This window comes from Actinophytocola sediminis (assembly GCF_054779715.1).
On sequence record NZ_BAAGXS010000038.1, the window covers coordinates 113,424 to 132,721 of the forward strand.

Genomic DNA, 19,298 nt, shown 5'->3' on the forward strand with positions numbered 1-19,298 from the left:
CGTGCGTCAGGAAGCGTAGGCGGACCAGGTACATGGCTGGTACACAGTGGGAATACGTGGGCGAGGACGACCTCAGTTCGGGTTCCCGCCGCCACAGCCGCCGCCGCTCCCACCGTCGCTACTGGACGCCGGTGGGCCGTAGCTGTACTGGGCCTCGTGCTGTTGGGCGCCCTTGCGCTTGGGCGGGGTGGCCGACGTGCGCAGCGTCGCGCGCAGGCCCTCGTCCGGGTAGGCGGCCAGCCCGGACACCGCGACCAGGTCGACGCCGGCGAGCTGGTCGCGGGCCAGCGCCAGCACCGGGTCGCCGCGTGCCGGCCTGCCGGTGGCCAGCGGCCAGACCACGAGGTAGTAGGCGGGGATGACCGCCATGCTGACCACCAGCAGGAGGAACAGGAAGCCGACCGGCAGGCCGTTGGCGAAGCCGTTCACCAGCCGGGCCACACCGACCGCGACCACCAGGCACAGCAGGGCCAGCGAGGCGTACTTGGCCAGCGCCCGCGCGCGCGGTGACCGCGCGCGGCGGCCGCCGGTGATCCGCGCGGCGAGTGCCTGGACCTCGGGCATCGCCCTGACTCGCTTGCGCAGCGCGTAAACCTTCATCGACCGATGGCCGAGTGCCTGGTGGACGTCGCGGTCGATCGGGTGGTCGGCCACCGGGTCGCCCGGCGCGGACAGCACGCCCTTGCGGGTCACCCTGAACTGTTCACTGTGGACGAGCCGGGCGACGGCCGTGTCGACCACCCGGTCGGTGCCGCCGGCGACGAAGGCCGCTTCCGCGAAGTCCACAGTGGATGGCAGTTCGGTCAGCGTGGTCCGGTTGCTCCACCGGCGCGCGTGGTCCGCGACGCCGAGACCGATGAGCACGGCGAGCACGTAGCACAACAGGAACGCCGGACCGGAGATGCCCCACGGCTGCACCCGCACTCCTCACCCGCGGCGCCTCGGACCGTCTCAGTTGGTCCAGACGACCGGTTCGTCGCTGTACTCGTCGCCCTCGTCGAACGTCGCGCCCGTGACGGGGGTGCTGGTCGAGGCACTGAGCGAGCAGGTCTCGTAGGACGCACCCGCCGTGGTGAACTCGGCCGGCGCGGCCTCGTTGTCACACTTGCCGGGGATGTCCCCGATCAGCGACACGCCCGTGCTGGAGCCGTCCTCGAGCGCACCGCGCAGGGTCAGCGACGCGTAGGACATGTCGGTGCCGCCGACGTTCTCCACCGTCATCTTGATGAAGTAGGGCGTCATCCCCGCGGCCTTCTCGCCGAAGGCGGCCATGTCGGCCTCGGTGCCCGCCTCGATCGCGGTGACCGTCACGGCGACGGTGCCCTTCTTCTCGCTCGTGTACTCGAACGGCAGCACCGCCCGGTCGCCGACCTTGAGCTCCGTGCCGGGCGCGGTGGCCTCGCCATCGGCCTGTCCGGCGTCGTCGCCGGCGGGCGTGCTCTCCTCGCTGGACTCGGTCTCGGACTCGGCCGAGGCCGGTGTCGACGGCGTGTCCGGCGCCGACGCGGAGCCATCCTCCTCGCCGCCACAGGCCGAGAGCCCGAGCCCGATGACGGCCAGTCCGGCCGCGAACATCATTCGTCCTTTGTGCACGTTCAACCTCATTAGGGAAATGGCTGGTACTGGACACAGCGTGGCATACCCCGGTACACGCCTGGCACATACCCGGAATATGAGACCACAAAGGACGAATCAGCTGATCTTGGCGCGCACGTCGGCCGCCTCGCCCGCCAGGCGATCGGCCGCGTCCTCGTCGCCATCGGCGGCGTGCAGCCGAGCCAGCTTGTCCAGCACACCGGCCAGCAGGTACGGGTAGTCGATGCCGCGGGCCACCTCGACCGCCTGCTCACCCTGGCTGATCGCCGCCGGCAACTCGGCGCGGTCGTACAGCGCGGGATCGAGCAGGTCGACGAGCACCCGGATCTCGAACATGGGATCGTGCAGGGCGCGCGCGAGCTCCACCCCCTCGACCAGACTGGCGCGCGCGTCGGCGAACTCGCCCATGGCCAGCCGCAGGCACCCCCAGGCGTGGGCGGCGTAGAAGCCACCAGAGCGTCCGATGTAGACGGCGATAGTGGACAGTTCGGTGAACGCCGCCGCCGCCTCGGTGTGGCGGCCGAGCGCCAGCAGCGCCTGGCCCAGCCAGTAGGTGTCCCGCGCGATCAGGGTCCGGATGCCCTGCTCACGCGCCCCGTCGACGATCTCCGCGAGCACCGCCACCGCGACCTCGTACCGGCCTGCCTGCAGGTGCGCGAGGCCGACCTGCGAGTACGCGTGCAACGCCGCCGCGGCCTGCCCAGCGGCGTTGAGCCGCGCGTAGGCCTCGTCGCCCGCCGCGATGGCCGCCGACAGCCGCCCGTTCGGCACGAGGAAGAACGGCGCGTTGCTCAACGCCTCCAGGTAGCCCCGTTGGTCGCCGATCCGCTCGAACAACCGCATGGCCTCGGTGTTGGCCTCCTCCGCCGGGCCGTACCGCCGCCGGGTGTAGTGCAGCCCGGCCATCGAGATCAGCAGCCTGGCCTGACCACGCAGGTCGGCCGCCGCCCTGGCCAGGTCCATCGCCGTGTCGTAGCACTCCTGCCAGTCGTCGAAGTACCGCTCGGTCTCGAACAGCGCGTGCCCGCCGACAGCCAGCTCCCAACACAGCACGCCCCGGCCGAGCGCGGCGGCCTGCCGCACCCCGGCCACCAGCGAGACCCGCTCCGCGTCGAGCAACACCATCGGTGGGACGGTGGACGGCAGGCTGGCCGCCACCCGCTCTGGTCGCCACCGCTCGGCGTCGCGCTGGAACATGTTCTGTCCCATGTGGTCGCGGTCGGCGATGTCGGTGAAGGCGAGCAGCGCGCTGAGCGCGCGCACGACGGCCGCGTGCCGGTCCTGTTCGGACTCCTCATCCTCGGCGCGTTCCCTGGCGTACGCGCGGATCAGGTCGTGGAAGCCGTAGCGGGCCAGGCCGTGTGGGGCGCCGGTGACGTCGAGCAGGTGGACGTCGACCAGTTCGTCGAGCAGGTCCTGGGCCGCGCGCAGTTCGGTGTCGATGGCCGCGGCCGCTGCCCAGAGCGGGAAGTCGGGGGTCTCCAGGAGCCCGAGCAGCCGGAACAGCCTGCGCGCGGCCGGGCGGAGCCCCGCGTAGCTCAGCCCGAAGCTGGCGCGCACCTCAAGGTCGCGGTAGCGCAGCGCGTCCAGCCGGTGCTGTTCGTCGGCCAACCGCGACACCAGGTCCGGGACGCGCCAGTGTGGTCGCGACGCGAGCAGCGAGCCGACGATCCGCAGCGCGAGCGGTAGCCGTGCGCACAGCCGGACCAGGTCGGCCAGGTCGGTCTGGGTGGCCGAGGCCAGCCGGTCGTCCATGCTGGTGCCCAGTAGCGCCAGACTGTCCTCATCGGACATCTCGCGCAGCTCGATCCGGCGTGCGCCACCGAGCGCGCCCATCCGCACGCGGCCGGTGACGATCACCCCGCACGTGCCGCTTGCCGGCAGCAGGGGCGCCAGCTGGGCCTCGTCGAGCGCGTCGTCGAGCACCACCAGGACCCGGCGTTCGGCCAGCAGGCTGCGGTAGAGCTCCGCGCGCTCCTCCGGGTCGTCGGGCACCGCGGTGGCCGGGATGCCGAGCGCGCGCAGGAACCGGCCGAGCACGATGCCCGGGTCGACCGGCTGGGCACGCGTGCCGTCCATGGCCGCGAACAGCTGCCCGTCGGCGTAGGTCGACCGCAGGCGATGTGCGGCGTGCACCGCGAGCGCGGTCTTGCCCGTGCCGCCGTGGCCCGAGATGGTCACCACCGCGGCCGGCTCGTCGCTGGGGCGGTCCTTGCGGAGCACGGCCTCGACCTCGGCCAGCTCCAGCCGCTGGCCGGTGAAGTCGCCGATGGCCGCGGGCAGCATCCATGGCCGGGCGTTCTCGGCGTCGGTGGTCTCGGGCTGGGCGACCGTGGCCGCCGGCCCGATGGCCGGGTCCTCGCCGAGAATGGCCTGGTAGAGGTCCCGCAGCTGCTGCCCGGGGTCCAGCCCGGTCTCCTCGACCAGGACGTCGCGGGCCTGGCGGTAGGCGCGCAGCGCGTCCGCCCGCCGGCCGCAGCGGTACAGCGCGAGCATGAGCTGGGCCCACATCCGCTCGCGGAACGGGTGCTCCTTGGTCAGCGCGGTCAGCTCGCCGAGCAGCTCGTCGTGCCGGTCGAGCCGCAGGTCGACGTCGATCCGCTCCTCGAGTACGCACAGCCGCAGCTCGTCCAGCCTGGCGGCCTCCGGGACCAGCGCGGCGACGTCGGCGGCCCCGGCGAAGGCCGGTCCCCGCCAGAGGCTCAGCGCCTCGCCGAACAGGGCGCGTGACTTGTCGAGCTCGCCGGCCACCAGCGCGGTCCTGGCCAGGGCGGCGAGGTCCTCGAACCGGGCGGCGTCCAGCTCGTCGCGGCCGGCGCGCAGCAGGTAGCCGGTGCCGTCCCAGGTGATCCGGCCGGAGTCGCCGAGGGACTGCCGGAGCCGGTGGACGTAGGTCTGCATGTTCTTGGCGGCGCTCTTGGGCTGCTCCTCGCCCCAGATCGCCTCCACGAGCGCGTCACCGGCGACCGGCCGGCCGAGCCGGCTCAGCAGCACCGCCAGGAGCACCCGTCCCTTGGGCGTGCCGAGATCCACCGGCACGCCCGCCCGCCACACGGTCAGCGGACCAAGCACTCCGAAATCCACAGCTCTCCTTCATCCCTCCCTGGCCACTGTATCGGCCGCCGGATTGTCCGGTTGATATGCTCCGGTGGCGCGCGATCCCCGCGACGAACGTGGTGACGAGGGAGGTTGATGAATATGGTCCGCCAGACGCTTCATCGGCATGCCCTTGTCCGGGTCGCGCGCGGTTGGTGAGCGACCCGGTCGTCTGCTACGACCTGGAGTTGTCGCGTGTCTTTTTCTTCATTGATCAGTACGGACCTGACCACTGAGCGCCTCGTGCTGCGGCCGTGGCGCGCCGACGAGCTCACCGCCGTCCTCGGGGACGGCCGGATGGCGCACTGGGCGGCGGACTTTCCCGCCGAGGGCGACCGGGTCATCGCCGGGGTGATCGCCGGGCAGCCGGCTGGGTACGGCCATCGGCTGATCGTCGAGCGGGGGAGTGGGTTGGTGGTCGGTTCCATCAGTGTGCTCTGGCCGCCGAGTGACGGTGCGGTCGAGGTCGGGTACGGCGTGGTCGGCTCCCGGCGCGGTCGCGGCTATGCCGCCGAGGCGACGCGGGCGCTGGTGGCGTCGGCTTTGGACTCGCCGGAGGTGCACACGGTGTACGCCGACGTGGAGTTGGCGAACGTGGCGTCGGTCCGGGTCCTGGAGAAGGCCGGACTGCGTCGTTGGCGCGAGGACGCCACCACGGCCCGTTTCCGTGCGGTGGCGCCGGATCAGTCCCGGCCGTAGACCCCAGCGGAGATCCATGGGGTGGGCGGCGACGCGTGACAGCGGGGGACAGGGCGTCGCCGTCCTGCCGCGGGGAGTGGGACTGCGCATGACCTAGGACGCGATCACGGACGAGTCGGTGTGCGCCAGTTCGACACCGGCGCAGAGCTGATGACCGTTACCGCCGAGAGATCTGTCCGATGTGGACGGTTCGAGTCGGCGAGAGTTCGGCCTGTCGGCCGGAGATCCTGTAGTCAGGCGGTTGTGCACCCCGGATCGCTTCGGGTTATGGTGGGTTTCTCATCGTCGGGCGTGCCCAGATCCTGCGCTCGCGGCGATCCCTTCAACCTTCTGACCAGTGGCGTAGCCCTGATGGTCGGATGGTGAGGAGTCGATCGTGGGCTCGGATTCTGTTGGTTCGCCGTCGGCTGGTGCTTCGGCCGTTGTCTTCTCTCCCACGCCCGGCCGGGCCGACGATGAGGTCAGGACCGAGGAGGAGTTGCTGAGCGCGGTCGCTCAGGGGGATGAGCGTGCGTTCGAGCTGGTCTATGACCTGCTGGCGGTACCGGTGACGCGCATGGTCCGCGCCGTGGTGCGGGATCACGCGCAGTCCGAGGACGTCGTGCGGGAGGTGTTCGTCGAGCTGTGGCGGACCGCGCCCCGGTATCGGCCGAGCCGGGGCGCGGTACAGGCGTGGGCGATCACGGTTGCGCACCACCGAGCCGTCGACCGGGTCCGCTCCGCGCGGTCGCGCGCCGACCGGGAGAGCGCCACGCACTTCCTGGGCGGTGCGGAGAGCGGGGTGGTGGAGCAGGTGCTCCACAAACTTGAGCAGGGGCAGGTGCGGGAATGCCTGCGGGCGCTGACCGAACTGGAACGCGAGTCGATCCTGTTGGCCTACTACCGCGCGCTGACCTACCACCAGGTGGCGGAGACGTTGCGAGTCGCGCCCGGGACGGTGAAGTACCGGATGCGCGCGGGCCTTCGGCGGCTACGCGACTCCCTCGTTCGACACCCGGCCGCTTAACGTCGTCGTTGATTTCGGGTACTGGTCGACGGGAAGCTGGAAGGCGAGCAGGCCCATGCCGAGGGCGTCGATCACCCGAGGCCCCGCCATCCGGTGGGCCACATAGGACACGGTGGCCTCGGCGGGTACCGGCTGGTCCAGTGTCAGCACCAGCCCACGACCCCGTTGCCAGCGCACGGACTCCACGACCGCTCCCGGCACCAGGAAGTCCTCGGCCGCGCCGTCCTCCACGGTCAGCTGCCGGGTGGACGACCGCAGCCGCACCACGATCTCGTGTGGACGGTCGTCGATCCGGTGTGCCGCGCGCGGGTTCGGTGGCGCCAGGCTCGGCGCGCCCGGCCGGTACAGATCGTCCAGCAGCAACGCCGCGTTCTGCTCACCGAGGAGCCGATAGCCGTTGAGATAGTCGAAATGACAGCCGTCGTGGCCGTTGAGGCCGGTGGTCGACTGTAGTCGCAGGTTGTCGATGGTCTCCGGCAGCCGCCGCTGGGCATCGCGCAGCGCGACCGGGGTCACCTGGTCGCAGGGAGAGTTGCGGACCTGGTGGACGTAGACCGGCAGCCCGACGCCGTAGTCCCGGCGCCAGTCGGCGACCAGCTCGGTGAACCCGGTGACGTGCACCTCGGCCCGGTCGCGGTCGGCCTCGCCCTGGTACCACAGCATCACGTCGATGGCGTCGCGTCCGGTCAGGCCCGCGCGGTCGAGGCGGTCCAGCAGCATGCCGTAGTTCGTTGCGCCATCGGTGGGATCGCTGTCGTTGCGGGCGAAGTAGCTGATCGGCTGTCCGCCACGGGCTCCGTTGATGACGGCGATCGGGATGCGTAGCTTGGCCGACAGCAACTGTCCCATGCGGACTCCCCACTGGCCGACGGCCGCGACCCGCTGGACGGTGTCGCCCATGGCGTAGGTCCAGCCGCCGATGGCCTCGGCCAACTCCGGGCGGTTGTTGTTGGACGTACCGAAGGTCCGCACCCACCGGGACCGGTCGGCGTCCGACGAGGTCGCGGTCGCCTGCTTGCCCGCCTGCGCGTTCGACTGGCCCTGCACGACGATGACGTCGCCGGCCACCACGTCGACCGCGCGGCCGACGCGATGCCGCGCCCCGTCGGCGGTGCGCGCGACCAGTTCCAGATCGGTCGACCTCAGGGCGACCGGCAGCGTGACGGTGAACGCGAACCGAGGCGATCGTGGTGACACGGCGGCTCGGTGGACCGTCTGCCGGCCGTCGCGGGTGGTGTGTAGTTCGATCGAGGTGACGGCCGGGTCGGTCGCCACGCCTGTGACCGGGACCGACACCGTGCTCGCGGTGCGGCCGGGGCGGGGGACCACCTGGCGCGACGACGGCGCGGTGTCCACGCGGACCAGCGACGGGCGGGCGTAGAAGGTGAGCCGGCGGTCGGTGTAGTCGGCCGCGTTGCCGGCGGCGGTCCAGTCGGGGCTCGTGCCCTGGCTGGTGCCGATCCCGACGTCCATCGTGCGTGGGCCGGGGGCGGTGAACGCGTTGACGGCCAACACCGGCGTCGCGGTCGGCTCGGTCGCCGGCCTCGGGCCGCGGGCGTCGGCCGCGTCGGCGAACGCGTGCACCTGGAACGAGCCGTACCCGTTGGCCCACAGGACCGCGTCGTCGGCGTCGTTGGCGGTCTCGGACGCTCCCGGGACCTGCTTGGAGCCGGTGCCGTCGGACTGGTTGGGCCACATCTCGACCCACCCGGACCCACCGTCGACCGGCCGCACGCCCTCGACGTTGGTGGCCACCGTCAGGTCGTCGACGAACTGGTGCCTGGCCTGGCGCATGTGGGTCGGCAGGCCGAGGTCGTCGGGCTCGGCACCGAGCGCCTCCATCGACGTCCACACCCAGCTGGTGCCGTCCTCTGTGGACAGTTCCAGGCAGTAGCCGAAGCGGTCGACCCCCTCGGCGAAGACGCCGGTGTCCTCGACGGTGTACGGCGGGGTGGCGTCCAGCCAGTTCGCGGCGGTCGGTAACTCGAGCGACCGCACCAACTGGTAGCCATCGGCCTCGGCCGCGCAGGACGTCGACAGCGGCTCGGCGGCGGCGGGGACGGCCGCGGCCGATGTCACGGCCGACGTCACGGCCAGGACCAGCGCGGCGCCGCCGCCGGCCAACCGAAGGAGATGGCGTCGCGTCATGATCACTCCTGGGTGGGTTCCTCGGCGAGCTTGGACTCGATGCCGATGTAGTGGTCCTGGATCGCCGCGCGCGCCTGATCCGGGTCGCCGGTGAGGATCGCGTCGAGGATTGCGGCGTGGCCCTGGTAGGCGTCCATCGGGGTGCGGCCGCGGGCCGGCGGGGCCGCCGCGTGGAACGCCAGCCAGAACTGGTCGAACAGCCGCAGCAGCATCGTGTTGCCCAGGTCGCGGAACAGCAGTTGGTGGAACTGGCGGTCCTGCTCGGTGAAGCTCTCGCCCCGTTCGGCGAGCTCACGCATCGCCGCCAGGGTGGTGCGCAGCGCGGTGACGCTCTCCGGTGTCATCGCGCGCATCGCGTCGGGGATGAGGGCGGTCTCCAGGGTCTTGCGCAGCGCGGCCAGCTCGCGCAGCGCCCGCTGGTCCTGCATGAGGCCGTAGGGGAGGTGGTCGAGCAGTGGGGCGAAGGAGAAGTCCCGCACGTAGACGCCGCTGCCGCGCCGGGTCTCGAGCACGCCGGTGGACTCCAGCGCCTTGACCGCCTCGCGCACCGAGTTGCGGCTCACCCCGAACAGCCTGGCCAGCTCGGACTCCGGCTTGAGCGGGTCGCCGGGGCGCAGCGCCTCCCGGAGGATGTAGTTCCTGATCTCGTGCTGCACCAACTGGTGTAGCGGAGCTCGGTGGCCCAGCGGCTGGAACTCCGCCTCGCGATCGTCCTGCTGACTCGCCACGCTGTCGATCATCCTCCCATTCGGTGAGACAACTTGTAGGATATCTTACGGATCTTGACACCAGATTGCCAGGCGCTTACCGTGCGAAACCTGTAGGACATCTTGCAGCAACACCGAGTTGGTGCCAAGGAGGTCGTCGGTGTCTGGTGGCCAACCGGTGCTGAGCCTGCGTGACCTGGTCGTCGAGTTCACGACGCGGGCCGGCGTGGTTCGCGCGGTCGACGGGATGAGCTACGAGGTCCTCAGTGGCCAGACCCTCGGCATCGTGGGGGAGACCGGGTCGGGCAAGAGCGTGTCGGTGCTCGCCGCGCTCGGTCTACTCAGGACACCGAACCTGCGCCGGGTGACCGGGCAGGTCATGCTCGGCGACGTCGACCTGCTCGCGCTGCCGGAGCCGGACCTGCGGCGGCGGCTCGGGCGCGACGTGGCGATGATCTTCCAGGACGCGATCTCGGCGCTGAACCCGGTCCAGCGGGTCGGCCACCAGATCGCCGAGGCGCTGCGGGTGCACGACCGCGCGCTGTCCACCGCCGCGGCGCGGGCCAGGGTCGTGGAACTGCTTGACCTGGTGGGCGTTCCCCAGCCGGGAACGCGCTATGACCAGTACCCGCACCAGTTCTCCGGCGGCATGTGTCAGCGGGTGATGATCGCGATGGCGATCGCCAACCGGCCAACGGTGCTGATCGCGGACGAGCCGACGACCGCGCTGGATGTCAGCGTGCAGGCCCAGATCCTGGACCTGCTGCGGGTCGCCAGGCAGGAGACCGGCGCCGGCGTCGTGCTGATCACCCACGACCTCGGGGTGGTCGCGGAGACCGCCGACCGGGTCGGCGTGACCTACGGCGGCCGGATCGTGGAGTCCGGTGAGGTCACCCAGATCTTCACCCGGCCGCGTCACCCCTACACCGCGGCCCTGCTCGGCGCGTTGCCCCGGCTGGACGCGGTGTCCGCCCGGCTGCTGCCGATTCCCGGGCAGCCGCCGGATCCGAGCGAGCTGCCGCCGGGATGCGCGTTCGCGCCCCGGTGCCCGATCTCCCGTGGCCGCGCGGTGTGTACCGAGGTCCGTCCGGTGTCGTTGCCCGACAACGGTTCCGGGGCGAGTGCCTGCCATTTCCCTGACGAGGCGGCGAGTCTGCCCACCGTCGAGGCCAATGACGTGCCGGCGGCGACGGCCGACGGTGGCGAGGTGGTGGTGCTCGACGTCCAGGACGCGGTCGCGCGGTTTCCGGTGCGGTCCGGGGTGTTCGCCCGCGCGTCGGCGTGGGTGCACGCGGTGGACGGGGTGTCGTTGCGGGTCCCCGCCGGGCGGACGGTGGGGCTGGTCGGCGAGTCCGGGTGCGGCAAGACCACGCTCGCGCGGCTGGTCCTGCGGCTGGTCGAGCCGACCGGCGGACAGATCCTGGTCGACGGCGAGAACGTCGGCACGGCGAGCCGGTCCCAGCTGCGGCGGATCCGGCGGCGCGCGCAGATGGTGTTCCAGGACCCGTACGCCTCGCTGAACCCACGGCTGAGCGTCGGTGACAACGTCGCCGAACCGTTGCGCCTGCAGGGCATGCCCCAGGCCCGGCGCCGGGCCGAGGTGGCCGAGCTGTTCACCAGGGTGGGGCTGCGGACCGAGCACGCCGAGCGGCTGCCGGCGGAGTTCTCCGGCGGTCAGCGCCAGCGGGTGGCGATCGCGCGGGCGCTGGCGTCCCGGCCGGGGCTGCTGATTCTCGACGAGCCGGTGTCCGCGTTGGACGTCTCGGTGCAGGCGCAGGTGTTGAACCTGCTCGCGGATCTGCAGCGGGAGTCCGCGATGGCCTACCTGTTCGTCAGCCACGACCTCGCGGTGATCCGGCAGGTCGCCGACGAGGTCGCGGTGATGTACCTGGGCCGGATCGTCGAATCCGGGTCGGTGCAACGGGTCTACGACGACCCGCGCCACCCGTACACCAGGGCGCTGCTCGCCTCGGTGCCGGTGCCGGACCCCGTCGGCCGCGCAGACCGGCAGCGGGTGCCGCTCGGCGGCGACGTCCCCAGCCCGGTGAACCCGCCGTCCGGCTGCCGGTTCCGCACCCGGTGTCCGATCGCGACGGACCGCTGCGCCGAGGAGGAACCGCCGCTGCGGCCCGTCGCCGGCGGCCACACCGCCTGTCACTTCGCCGAACGCACCACCGATCGCGCACCGGTCGCGCGACTGGAGGTGCGTCCATGAACCTGCCAGCCCCGGTTCGCCGGTTCGGTCGGTCGCGGTCGGGAGTTGTCGGTGCGACCGGGTTGTTGGTGTTGGTCGTGCTCGCCGTGGGCGCGCCGCTGGTCGCGCCGTTCGACCCGACCGCGCAGGACGGCGAGTCGCTGCTCGGTCCGTCCGGGGCGCATCTGCTCGGCACCGACCAACTCGGCCGCGACATCCTGTCCCGGCTGATCTACGGTGCCCGCGCCTCCCTGATCGCCGCGGTCGGCGCCGCCGCGGTCGGCGCGGGCATCGGGGTGCCGCTCGGGCTGCTCGCCGGCTACCTGGGGCGGTGGGTGGACGCGATCGCGATGCGGTTGGTCGATCTTCTGCTCGCGGTGCCCGGGATCCTGCTCGCGCTGGTGATGATCGTGCTGCTCGGGCCGGGCAGGCTCAACCTGGTGCTCGCGATCGGCATCGGCGCGGTGCCCGAGTTCGCCCGGCTCACCAGGGTGGCCACGCTCGCCATCCGGGACCGCGACTTCGTGTTGGCGGCCAGGGGAATGGGCGCGAGCACGCCGGACACGATGCTGCGCACGGTGCTGCCCAACGTGCTCGGCCCGGTCGTCATCCAACTCGTGGTCACCGCGTCGATGGCGGTCGTGGTCGAGGCCGGCCTGACCTTTCTCGGCCTGGGCACCCCGCCGCCGGCACCGTCCTGGGGCGGGATGCTGCAGGACGCGCGGTCCTATCTGTACCAGAGCCCGAGCTACGGGCTGTTCCCCGGACTCTGCCTGGTGCTCACCGTGTTCTGCCTCGACCGGATCGGCCACGGTCTGCGGCTCGCGGTCAGCGGCGGCAGCGAGCATCCGACGGCGCGCGTCGCCACCGGAGGTGCGGTCTAGATGTATGGCCACCTGATCCGCAGACTTCTCCAGTTCGCCGTGGTGCTGGTGCTCGGCTCGATCGCGGTCTGGGCCTTCACCTTTGCCCTGCCTGGCGATCCGGCCTCGGTGCTGCTCGGGCCGGACGCGAGTGCCGCCGAGCTGGCCGCGACCAGGGAACGGCTCGGCCTCGGCGGGTCCATTGTGGAGCAGTACCTGTCCTGGATCGGCCACGCGGTCGCCGGCGATCTCGGTTCCTCGTACTACTCCGGCCAACCGGTGGTCAGCGAGCTGCTCGACCGGATCCCGGCCACGGTGCAGCTGGCCGGGTTCGCGATGGTGCTGACCCTGCTGATCGCCGTGCCGGTGGGCATCGTGGTCGCGCTGCGGCCGCATTCGGTGGTGGGCCGGGTGTTGCAGGGCTACCTCACCGCGGGCCTCGCGGTGCCGACGTTCTGGCTCGGGCTGTTGCTGATCATCGTGCTCGCCGTGCGGTTGCGCTGGCTGCCGGCATCGAGTGACTTCGTGCCGCTGTGGCAGGATCCCGGCGGCGCGTTGACCGCCACGATCCTGCCGGCGGTCGCCATCGCCGTGCACACCTCCAGTGTCACCGCCCGGTTCCTCGCCACCTCACTCGGCGAGGTCATGGGCAAGGACTACATCCGTACCGCCAGGGCCAAAGGCGTGCCGGAACGGGACGTGATCCGCCGCCACGCGCTGCGGAACGCGTCGCTGCCGACGGTCACCGTCGTCGGTCTCCAACTCGGTGGTTTTCTCGGCGGCACGGTCGTCATCGAGGCCGTCTTCAACTACCCCGGTCTCGGGCGCCTGCTCTACACCGCGATCGGCGAACGCGACTACGCCATCGTGCAGGGCGGAGTGCTGTTCGTCGTGGCCACCTTCCTGCTGCTCAACCTGCTGGTGGACGTCTGTTACGCCGTCCTTGATCCACGGATCCGGCTTACCTGAGAGGCCTCACCATGAACATGTCACCAAACATGTCACCGATCCAGTCCCGCATCATGGGCCGCAGAGCGTTGCTGCGGACCGGTTTTCTCGCGGTCGGCGCGCTCGCCGGCGCGCCACTGCTCAGCGCCTGCGGCTCCGGCAGCGCTGGTGGCGATGGCGGCGCCCCGACCGGCAGGATCACGCTCGGCACGACGAAGATCATGCAGTTCGATCCCTACCTCACCAACACCGACATCCACATCCACGCCTTCTACACCTACCTGATCGACTACCCGGCCGACGGCACCTACGAGCCGATCCCGGCCGCCGCCGAGAAGTGGGAGTTCGCGCCGGACAAGGGTTCGGTGACCATCACCCTGCGGGAGTCGAAGTACCACTCAGGGGAGCCGGTGACCGCCGAGGACGTCGTCGCCGGCGTCAAGCGGGCCAAGGACCCCAACGCCGGGTTCACCCTCGCCCAGCCGACCGCGTTCATCGCCTCGGCGACCGCGGTCGACAAGCGGACCGCGCGCCTGGACTTCACGCAGGCAACGCCAGAGGCGCTCGTGCTCGACTGGATGTTCGCCTTCCCGATGATCCTGGCGGCCGACAACGTTCCGGCGAAGCTGGAACACCAGCCCGCGGGCTCCGGCCCGTTCCTGCTCGGGGAGTTCCGGCGCGACCAGCGTCTGGTGCTGAAGAGAAACCCCGACTTCTACGACCAGGACAAGCCGTTCCTGGACGAGGTGGAGTACCGGTTCTTCACCGACGAGGACGCGTTGGTCGCCGGCCTGGAGTCGGCGTCGGTCGACGGTGCGGCCTACATCGGGTTCCGGCACGCCGACCGGCTGCGCGACCGGTTCACCATGGTGGAGGGCGGTGGCCGGATGTCGATCTTCTTCATGAACGCCACCATCCCGCCGTTCGACAACAAGCTCCTGCGCCAGGCGCTGGCGCGCGCGATCGACCGCGACCGCATCCTCAAGCAGGTCAACTTCGGCATCGGCGACCCGGTGTACACCGCGTTCATGCCGTCATCGCCCGCGTTCGACAAGTCCTATCTGGACTCACACGGGTTCGACCTCGACGTCGCCGGGGAACTGCTCGAGCGGTCGGGTGGCGCACGCACGGCGGTCGCGGGGGTGGCGTCGGGGACGCCGGACGTGTCGACGTTGGAGATCATCCAGGCGGACCTGAAGAAGATCGGCTTCGAGCTGGAGATCGCCCCGCAGGAGGAGGCGGCCTACCTCGAGGCGTTGTTCGCCAGCAAGCTGCAGTGCACCGCCGCGGCACAGCCGAACAACCTGCAGAGCCCGTCGCTGATCGCGCGGGGCCGGCAGATGCTGACCACCGACGCGAACACCACGTTCCTCGACAAGGTGCCGCCAGCGTATGTCGCCGCGGTCGCCGCCGCGGGTTCGGCCATCACCCCCGAGGACCAGCAGGCCGCCTACGCCGAGCTGAACAGGGTCCTCGTCGACGAGGCATGGGCGGTCGGCGTCACCACGAAGCCGTCGCTGTTCGCGCTGGACAAGCGCATCACCGGCCTGGTCACCGACGCCCGCGACTTCGTCAACCTCACCGACACCAAGGGCTAGGAGAAGCGGGCCGCATGCTGTATTCCACTGATGGACCCGACATGGCGCTGCTCACCGCGGTGTTCACCCCGTTCACCGAGACCGGTGAGCTCGACCTGGACACCGTGGCCAAGCAGGCCGACGACCTGGTCGCGTGGGGCTCGGTGGCGGCCTATGTCGGCGGGACCGCGGGCGAGGGGGCGTCGCTGTCGACCGAGGAGCGGATGGCGCTGGTCGACCGGTGGTCCGAGGTCGCGGCCGGCCGGCTGGACCTCATCGTCCACGTGGGACATTCCAGTCTCACCGAGGCGCGCAGGCTGGCCGCGCACGCCGAGTCCGTCGGGGTGAAGGCGGTCTCCGCGGTCGCGCCGTACTTCCACCGGCCGGAGACGGTGTCCGCGCTGGTCGACGTCTGCGCGGCCATCGCCGACGCCGCACCGACACTGCCGTTCACCTACTACCACATCCCGTCGATGACCGGCGTGCACCTGCGGGCCAGCGACGTGCTGGTGGCCGCGCGGGAGAAGATCCCGACCTTCGCCGGGGTCAAGTTCGCGCACAACGACATGGTCGACCTGCAACGGTGTCTGTACCTGGCCGCCGGTGAACAGGAGGTGTTCGTCGGCGTGGCCAAGCTGGTGCTCGCCGCGTGGCAGTGGGGAGCCAGGGCGGCGATCGGCTCGGTGTACAACTTCGCCGGCCCGCTGTTCCAACGACTGCTCGGCCACGCGGCCAGGGGCGAGCTGACGCAGGCGCGGGAGTGTCAGCAACTCGCCCAACAGGTCATCGACACGGCCGCGCGGTACGGCGGGGAGCTGGTCGGCTTCAAGGCGCTCGGCGCGCTGTCCGGTGTGGACTGTGGCGGATGCCGGCCGCCGCTGGTGTCTCCCGGCCCGGAGCGGCTGGCCGCGTTGCACGCCGAGGTGACCGCGCTCGGGTTCCCCGACCGGAGCCGGTGATGGCGCGCAACGTCCTGGTCATCCAGGCAGACCAGTTCCGGGCGGACTGCCTTGGCGTGGCGGGGAACCCGGATGTGCGTACGCCGAACCTGGACCGGCTCGCCGCCGACGGCGTGCGGTATCGCAACGCGTACTGCCCGTTCCCGGTCTGCACCCCGTCCCGGTACTCGCTGATGTCCGGCCTGCACGTCCGCCAGCACGGTGGCTGGGACAACCACTGCACCCTCGCCCCGGGGATCGAGACCTTCCCCAAGGCGCTGCGCCGCGCGGGCTACCAGACCGCGGCGGTGGGCAAGATGCATTTCACGCCGACCTATCTCGACGTCGGCTACGACCATATGGCGCTGGCCGAGCAGCACGGGCCCGGCCGGTACGAGGACGACTACCACCGGGAGCTGGTGGTGGCCGGGCTCGCGCCGCTGACCGACCTGTACGACCAGGAGCGGGAGTTCCGCGCGCAGGCCCCACCGTCCTACTGGGACACCTACGGCAGCGGCCGGTCGAACCTGCCGCAGGAGTGGCACTCCACCACCTGGATCGGCAGACGGGCGCGGCGGGTGCTCGCCGGCTGGTCCGACGCCGGCGGCCAACTGCTGCACGTGTCGTTCATCAAGCCCCACCACCCGTTCGACCCGCCGGCCGGCTGGGACGACGCCTACGATCCGGCGGCACTGACCCCGTTACCCGGGTGGACGGACGCCGTGCCGGCCGCCGACCGGCGACACCGGCGGGAGTACTTCGACTACGAACCCCTTGACCTGCCCCGGCTGCGGCAGGTGATGGCGCACTACTACGCCACCATCAGCCACCTCGACCACGAGGTCGGCCGCCTGCTCGACCTGTTGCGCCAACGCGGGCTCTACGACGACACCCTGATCGTCTTCACCGCCGACCACGGCGAGTACCTCGGCTTCCACCACCTGCTGCTCAAGGATGGCCCGATGTACGACCCGGTGGTCAAAGTGCCGCTGCTGGTCAAGTTCCCCGGGCGGCGGCGAGGCGCCGAGGCGTCGGACGCGTTGGTCTCGCTGATCGACGTCGCCCCCACGATCCTGTCCGCCTGCGGGCTGGCGGCGGCGACACCGTTGCCCGGCAAGGACCTGACCGACCCGGCCGCCGGGCACGACCACGTCTTCGCCGAGGACCGCCGGCACGGCGTCGCCGGGATGGCCCGCACCGACCGGTACAAGCTGCTGTGGTCCGACGCCGCCGGGGAAGCGCTCTTCGACCTGACCGAAGACCCCTACGAGCACACGAACCTCGCCACCGATCCGGCCCATGACGACGTGCTGGCTCGGCTGCGCGCGGCCGCCGCGCGGTGGGCACTGCACGACGCGACGCCACCGACCTATCTGGACCCCGCCGCCCCCGCCCGCCGTGCGGTCACCAGCGGCGACCGCACGGCCAGGCACGAGCTGTTCACCAGCGCGGTGGCCAGGCACCGCACCGAGTCCTGACCCGACTCGAGACTTTCCGCCTCCTGACAGCTGCTGAGGAGAGGACCGATTGTGACCACTCATCGTTCGACTCGGTATCGCGCGCTGCTGATCGCCTGCGTGGTGAGCGCGGCGACGGTGTTGTCGGCCGGCCAGAGCGCGCCGGCGGCCACCGAAGATTCCACTGTGGACCCGTTCCGCGACCGGACCACCGTGCTGTTCTCCAGCCCGAACGTGCCGTCGGGGTGCTACCGCATCCCGGCGGTCATCCGGGCAGCGGACGGGTCGCTGCTGGCGTTCGCCGAGCACCGGTTCCACACCTGCGCCGACAAGTCCAACATCGAGACGGTCGTCCGGCGGCTGCCCCCGGGCGCCACCGAGTGGCTGCCGATCCAGACGGTGGTCCGGGGCGAACCCGCCGATCCGGTGGCGCCGGCGACCAGGGGCAACCCCGGCCCGGTGGTGTACCGGAAGGTGCCCGGCGCCACCGAGTCCAGGGCGCCAGACGGGCGGATCGTGTTGCTCGGCACGCACAACCCGGTCGACCCGAACAACCCGGGCCAGAACCACCGGACCGCGCCGCGCACCCCGTACGTGGTGCACAGCGACGACAACGGGCGGACCTGGACCACGCCGAACACCCTGTCCCAACTGGACGATCCCGCGTGGGGGCACTACGCGACCGGGCCGGTGCACGCCATCCAGCTCACCCGGGGCGCGCACGCCGGCCGGCTCATCGCGGGAGTCAACTACGGCAACGGCACCGCCCACGGGGCCATGCTCGTCCACAGCGACGACGGCGGCGACACCTGGCAGCGGGGCGCCCAGGTGCAGTATCCCGCCAAGCGCCAACTGGTTCCCCAGGAACACAGCCTGGTCGAGTTGGCCAACGGCGACGTCATGGTCTGGACCCGACAGAACTTCTCCGGCGGTACGCCCGAGGAGGAGGCCGACCCGAACGTCCGGCCGCACCGGGCGATCGCGATCAGCAAGGACGGCGGCGCGACCTACCACCGCGACTACACCCTGCTGCCCGGGTTCGAGGCACCGCCCATCCAGTCGTCGGCGGTGCGGCTGCGGGCGACTGACGACGGCGACGCCTACAACCGGATCATCACCATGGCGCCGTCGGTGAACGTGGAGCCGCGGATCCGGCCGACCCTGCGGTCCTCGTTCGACGAGGGGCGCACCTGGCAGACCGTGGACACCCCGCTGGACTCCACCGACGAGGGCGTGCAGGTGTTGGGCACCAACGACCGCGACGTCTCGGTGGCGGAATGTGCTTGCTGGGGCGGGTATTCCGACATGGTGCGGTTGCCGGGCGGTGACCTCGGGCTGCTCTACGAACGCGGCACCACCGACTACCGCTCGGAGATCGCGTTCACCCGGCTCGGCACCCGCGACCTGCACACCCCGTCCAGGACCCACGACCTGTCCGGCCGGTCCGCGCTGGTCTTCGACGGCGTCACCACCACCAGGGGCCGGCACGGCCGGGCGTTGAGCTTCGACGGCCAGCGGGGCCGGGTGCAGCTGCCGTACCGGACCACCCCGGTCCTCGGCACCGGCGACTTCACCGTGTCCACCTGGATCAGGTACGACGACACCAGCCGGGACCAGGCCGTGTTCTGGGCGTACGGCCTGGACGGTGAGCCGCAGGTGTGGCTTCGGGCCGAGCCAGGCCGCGACCGCCTCCGGGGCATGGTGACCACCGCATCCGGTTCGGCGAGCGTGACCTCCCGCGACGACTACGCCGACGGTCGCTGGCACCACGTCGCGTTGCGCCGCCAGGGCGGCACGGTCACCCTGCTCGTCGACGGCGACCCGGTCGCCTCGGCGTCCGGCGCGCGCGGTGCGGTCCAGGGGAGCGACCCCACACCGGTCTACATCGGACAGCGGCTCGACGGGGCGAACCGGTTCCACGGTGCCATGGACGAGTTCCGGGTCTACGACCGCGCGCTCACCGGCGCCGAGCTGCACCGGCTGCGCGCGGGCCTTCCCGGCGGCATCCGGGGCCTCACCGCACACCTGCCGATGGACGCCGTCCTCCCACCCGGCGCCTGAGCGGCGAC

Annotated in this window: 14 protein-coding genes; 9 read left to right on the forward strand and 5 right to left on the reverse strand. The window is 71.3% G+C overall.

The window, feature by feature from the left end; genetic code table 11:
* Positions 1-72 precede the first annotated feature (72 nt).
* From ACYVIP_RS23985 to ACYVIP_RS23995, 3 genes are all read right to left on the reverse strand, one after another.
* Positions 73-918, reverse strand: coding sequence for a TIGR04222 domain-containing membrane protein (locus tag ACYVIP_RS23985; protein WP_460400038.1), 846 nt, complete (start codon positions 916-918; stop codon positions 73-75).
* A gap of 33 nt (positions 919-951) precedes the next feature.
* Positions 952-1,593 (reverse strand): hypothetical protein, encoded by a 642-nt coding sequence (locus ACYVIP_RS23990; protein ID WP_460400040.1) that lies wholly within the window; start codon positions 1,591-1,593, stop codon positions 952-954.
* A 99-nt stretch (positions 1,594-1,692) separates the two neighbouring features.
* A complete protein-coding gene (locus ACYVIP_RS23995; protein ID WP_460400042.1) occupies positions 1,693-4,680 on the reverse strand; it encodes an AfsR/SARP family transcriptional regulator in 2,988 nt (995 codons plus the stop codon).
* 222 nt (positions 4,681-4,902) lie between these two features.
* Between ACYVIP_RS23995 and ACYVIP_RS24000 the strand changes: the two genes are divergently transcribed.
* Both ACYVIP_RS24000 and ACYVIP_RS24005 read left to right on the forward strand, forming a co-directional pair.
* Positions 4,903-5,391 (forward strand): GNAT family N-acetyltransferase, encoded by a 489-nt coding sequence (locus ACYVIP_RS24000; protein ID WP_460400044.1) that lies wholly within the window; start codon positions 4,903-4,905, stop codon positions 5,389-5,391.
* Between the two features lie 376 nt (positions 5,392-5,767).
* Entirely contained in the window at positions 5,768-6,397 is a 630-nt protein-coding gene (locus tag ACYVIP_RS24005) for a sigma-70 family RNA polymerase sigma factor (protein WP_460400046.1), read from the forward strand.
* On the opposite strand, the gene ACYVIP_RS24010 is transcribed toward ACYVIP_RS24005, so the two are convergent.
* On the reverse strand, positions 6,362-8,545 hold the full coding sequence (locus ACYVIP_RS24010) for a sialate O-acetylesterase (RefSeq protein WP_460400048.1): 2,184 nt from the start codon (positions 8,543-8,545) through the stop codon (positions 6,362-6,364). The two genes, ACYVIP_RS24005 and ACYVIP_RS24010, sit on opposite strands and share 36 nt — an antisense overlap.
* 2 nt (positions 8,546-8,547) lie before the next feature.
* Positions 8,548-9,273: a FadR/GntR family transcriptional regulator gene (locus ACYVIP_RS24015; RefSeq protein ID WP_460400050.1), complete on the reverse strand. Its 726-nt coding sequence runs from the start codon at positions 9,271-9,273 to the stop codon at positions 8,548-8,550.
* A gap of 139 nt (positions 9,274-9,412) precedes the next feature.
* On the opposite strand from ACYVIP_RS24015, the gene ACYVIP_RS24020 reads away from it, so the two are divergent.
* The 7 genes from ACYVIP_RS24020 to ACYVIP_RS24050 are packed head-to-tail and all read left to right on the forward strand — an operon-like array spanning position 9,413 to position 19,290.
* Positions 9,413-11,467 (forward strand): dipeptide ABC transporter ATP-binding protein, encoded by a 2,055-nt coding sequence (locus ACYVIP_RS24020; RefSeq protein WP_460400052.1) that lies wholly within the window; start codon positions 9,413-9,415, stop codon positions 11,465-11,467.
* Positions 11,464-12,330, forward strand: a complete 867-nt coding sequence (locus ACYVIP_RS24025) for an ABC transporter permease (RefSeq protein ID WP_460400054.1) — start codon at positions 11,464-11,466, stop codon at positions 12,328-12,330. The genes ACYVIP_RS24020 and ACYVIP_RS24025 overlap by 4 nt, the downstream gene beginning before the upstream one ends.
* Entirely contained in the window at positions 12,331-13,278 is a 948-nt protein-coding gene (locus ACYVIP_RS24030) for an ABC transporter permease (RefSeq protein WP_460400056.1), read from the forward strand.
* Positions 13,279-13,331: 53 nt separating this feature from the next.
* Positions 13,332-14,855, forward strand: coding sequence for an ABC transporter substrate-binding protein (locus tag ACYVIP_RS24035; RefSeq protein WP_460400058.1), 1,524 nt, complete (start codon positions 13,332-13,334; stop codon positions 14,853-14,855).
* A gap of 14 nt (positions 14,856-14,869) precedes the next feature.
* The gene (locus ACYVIP_RS24040; protein WP_460400060.1) at positions 14,870-15,793 is read left to right on the forward strand and encodes a dihydrodipicolinate synthase family protein; all 924 of its coding nucleotides are present in this window, start codon (positions 14,870-14,872) and stop codon (positions 15,791-15,793) included.
* Positions 15,793-17,250 carry a sulfatase family protein gene (locus ACYVIP_RS24045; RefSeq protein ID WP_460400062.1) on the forward strand — a complete coding sequence of 486 codons (1,458 nt, stop codon included), beginning with the start codon at positions 15,793-15,795 and terminating at the stop codon, positions 17,248-17,250. The genes ACYVIP_RS24040 and ACYVIP_RS24045 overlap by 1 nt, the downstream gene beginning before the upstream one ends.
* A gap of 51 nt (positions 17,251-17,301) precedes the next feature.
* A complete protein-coding gene (locus ACYVIP_RS24050; RefSeq protein WP_460400063.1) occupies positions 17,302-19,290 on the forward strand; it encodes a LamG-like jellyroll fold domain-containing protein in 1,989 nt (662 codons plus the stop codon).
* Positions 19,291-19,298 lie beyond the last annotated feature (8 nt).

Excerpts from the sequence above, each read along its gene's own strand:
- ACYVIP_RS24040 (WP_460400060.1), top strand. The coding sequence starts at position 14,870 with ATGCTGTATTCCACTGATGGACCCGACATGGCGCTGCTCACCGCGGTG.
- ACYVIP_RS24030 (WP_460400056.1), top strand. The coding sequence starts at position 12,331 with ATGTATGGCCACCTGATCCGCAGACTTCTCCAGTTCGCCGTGGTGCTG.
- ACYVIP_RS24010 (WP_460400048.1), bottom strand. The coding sequence starts at position 8,545 with ATGACGCGACGCCATCTCCTTCGGTTGGCCGGCGGCGGCGCCGCGCTG.
- ACYVIP_RS24045 (WP_460400062.1), top strand. The coding sequence starts at position 15,793 with ATGGCGCGCAACGTCCTGGTCATCCAGGCAGACCAGTTCCGGGCGGAC.
- ACYVIP_RS24035 (WP_460400058.1), top strand. The coding sequence starts at position 13,332 with ATGGGCCGCAGAGCGTTGCTGCGGACCGGTTTTCTCGCGGTCGGCGCG.
- ACYVIP_RS24025 (WP_460400054.1), top strand. The coding sequence starts at position 11,464 with ATGAACCTGCCAGCCCCGGTTCGCCGGTTCGGTCGGTCGCGGTCGGGA.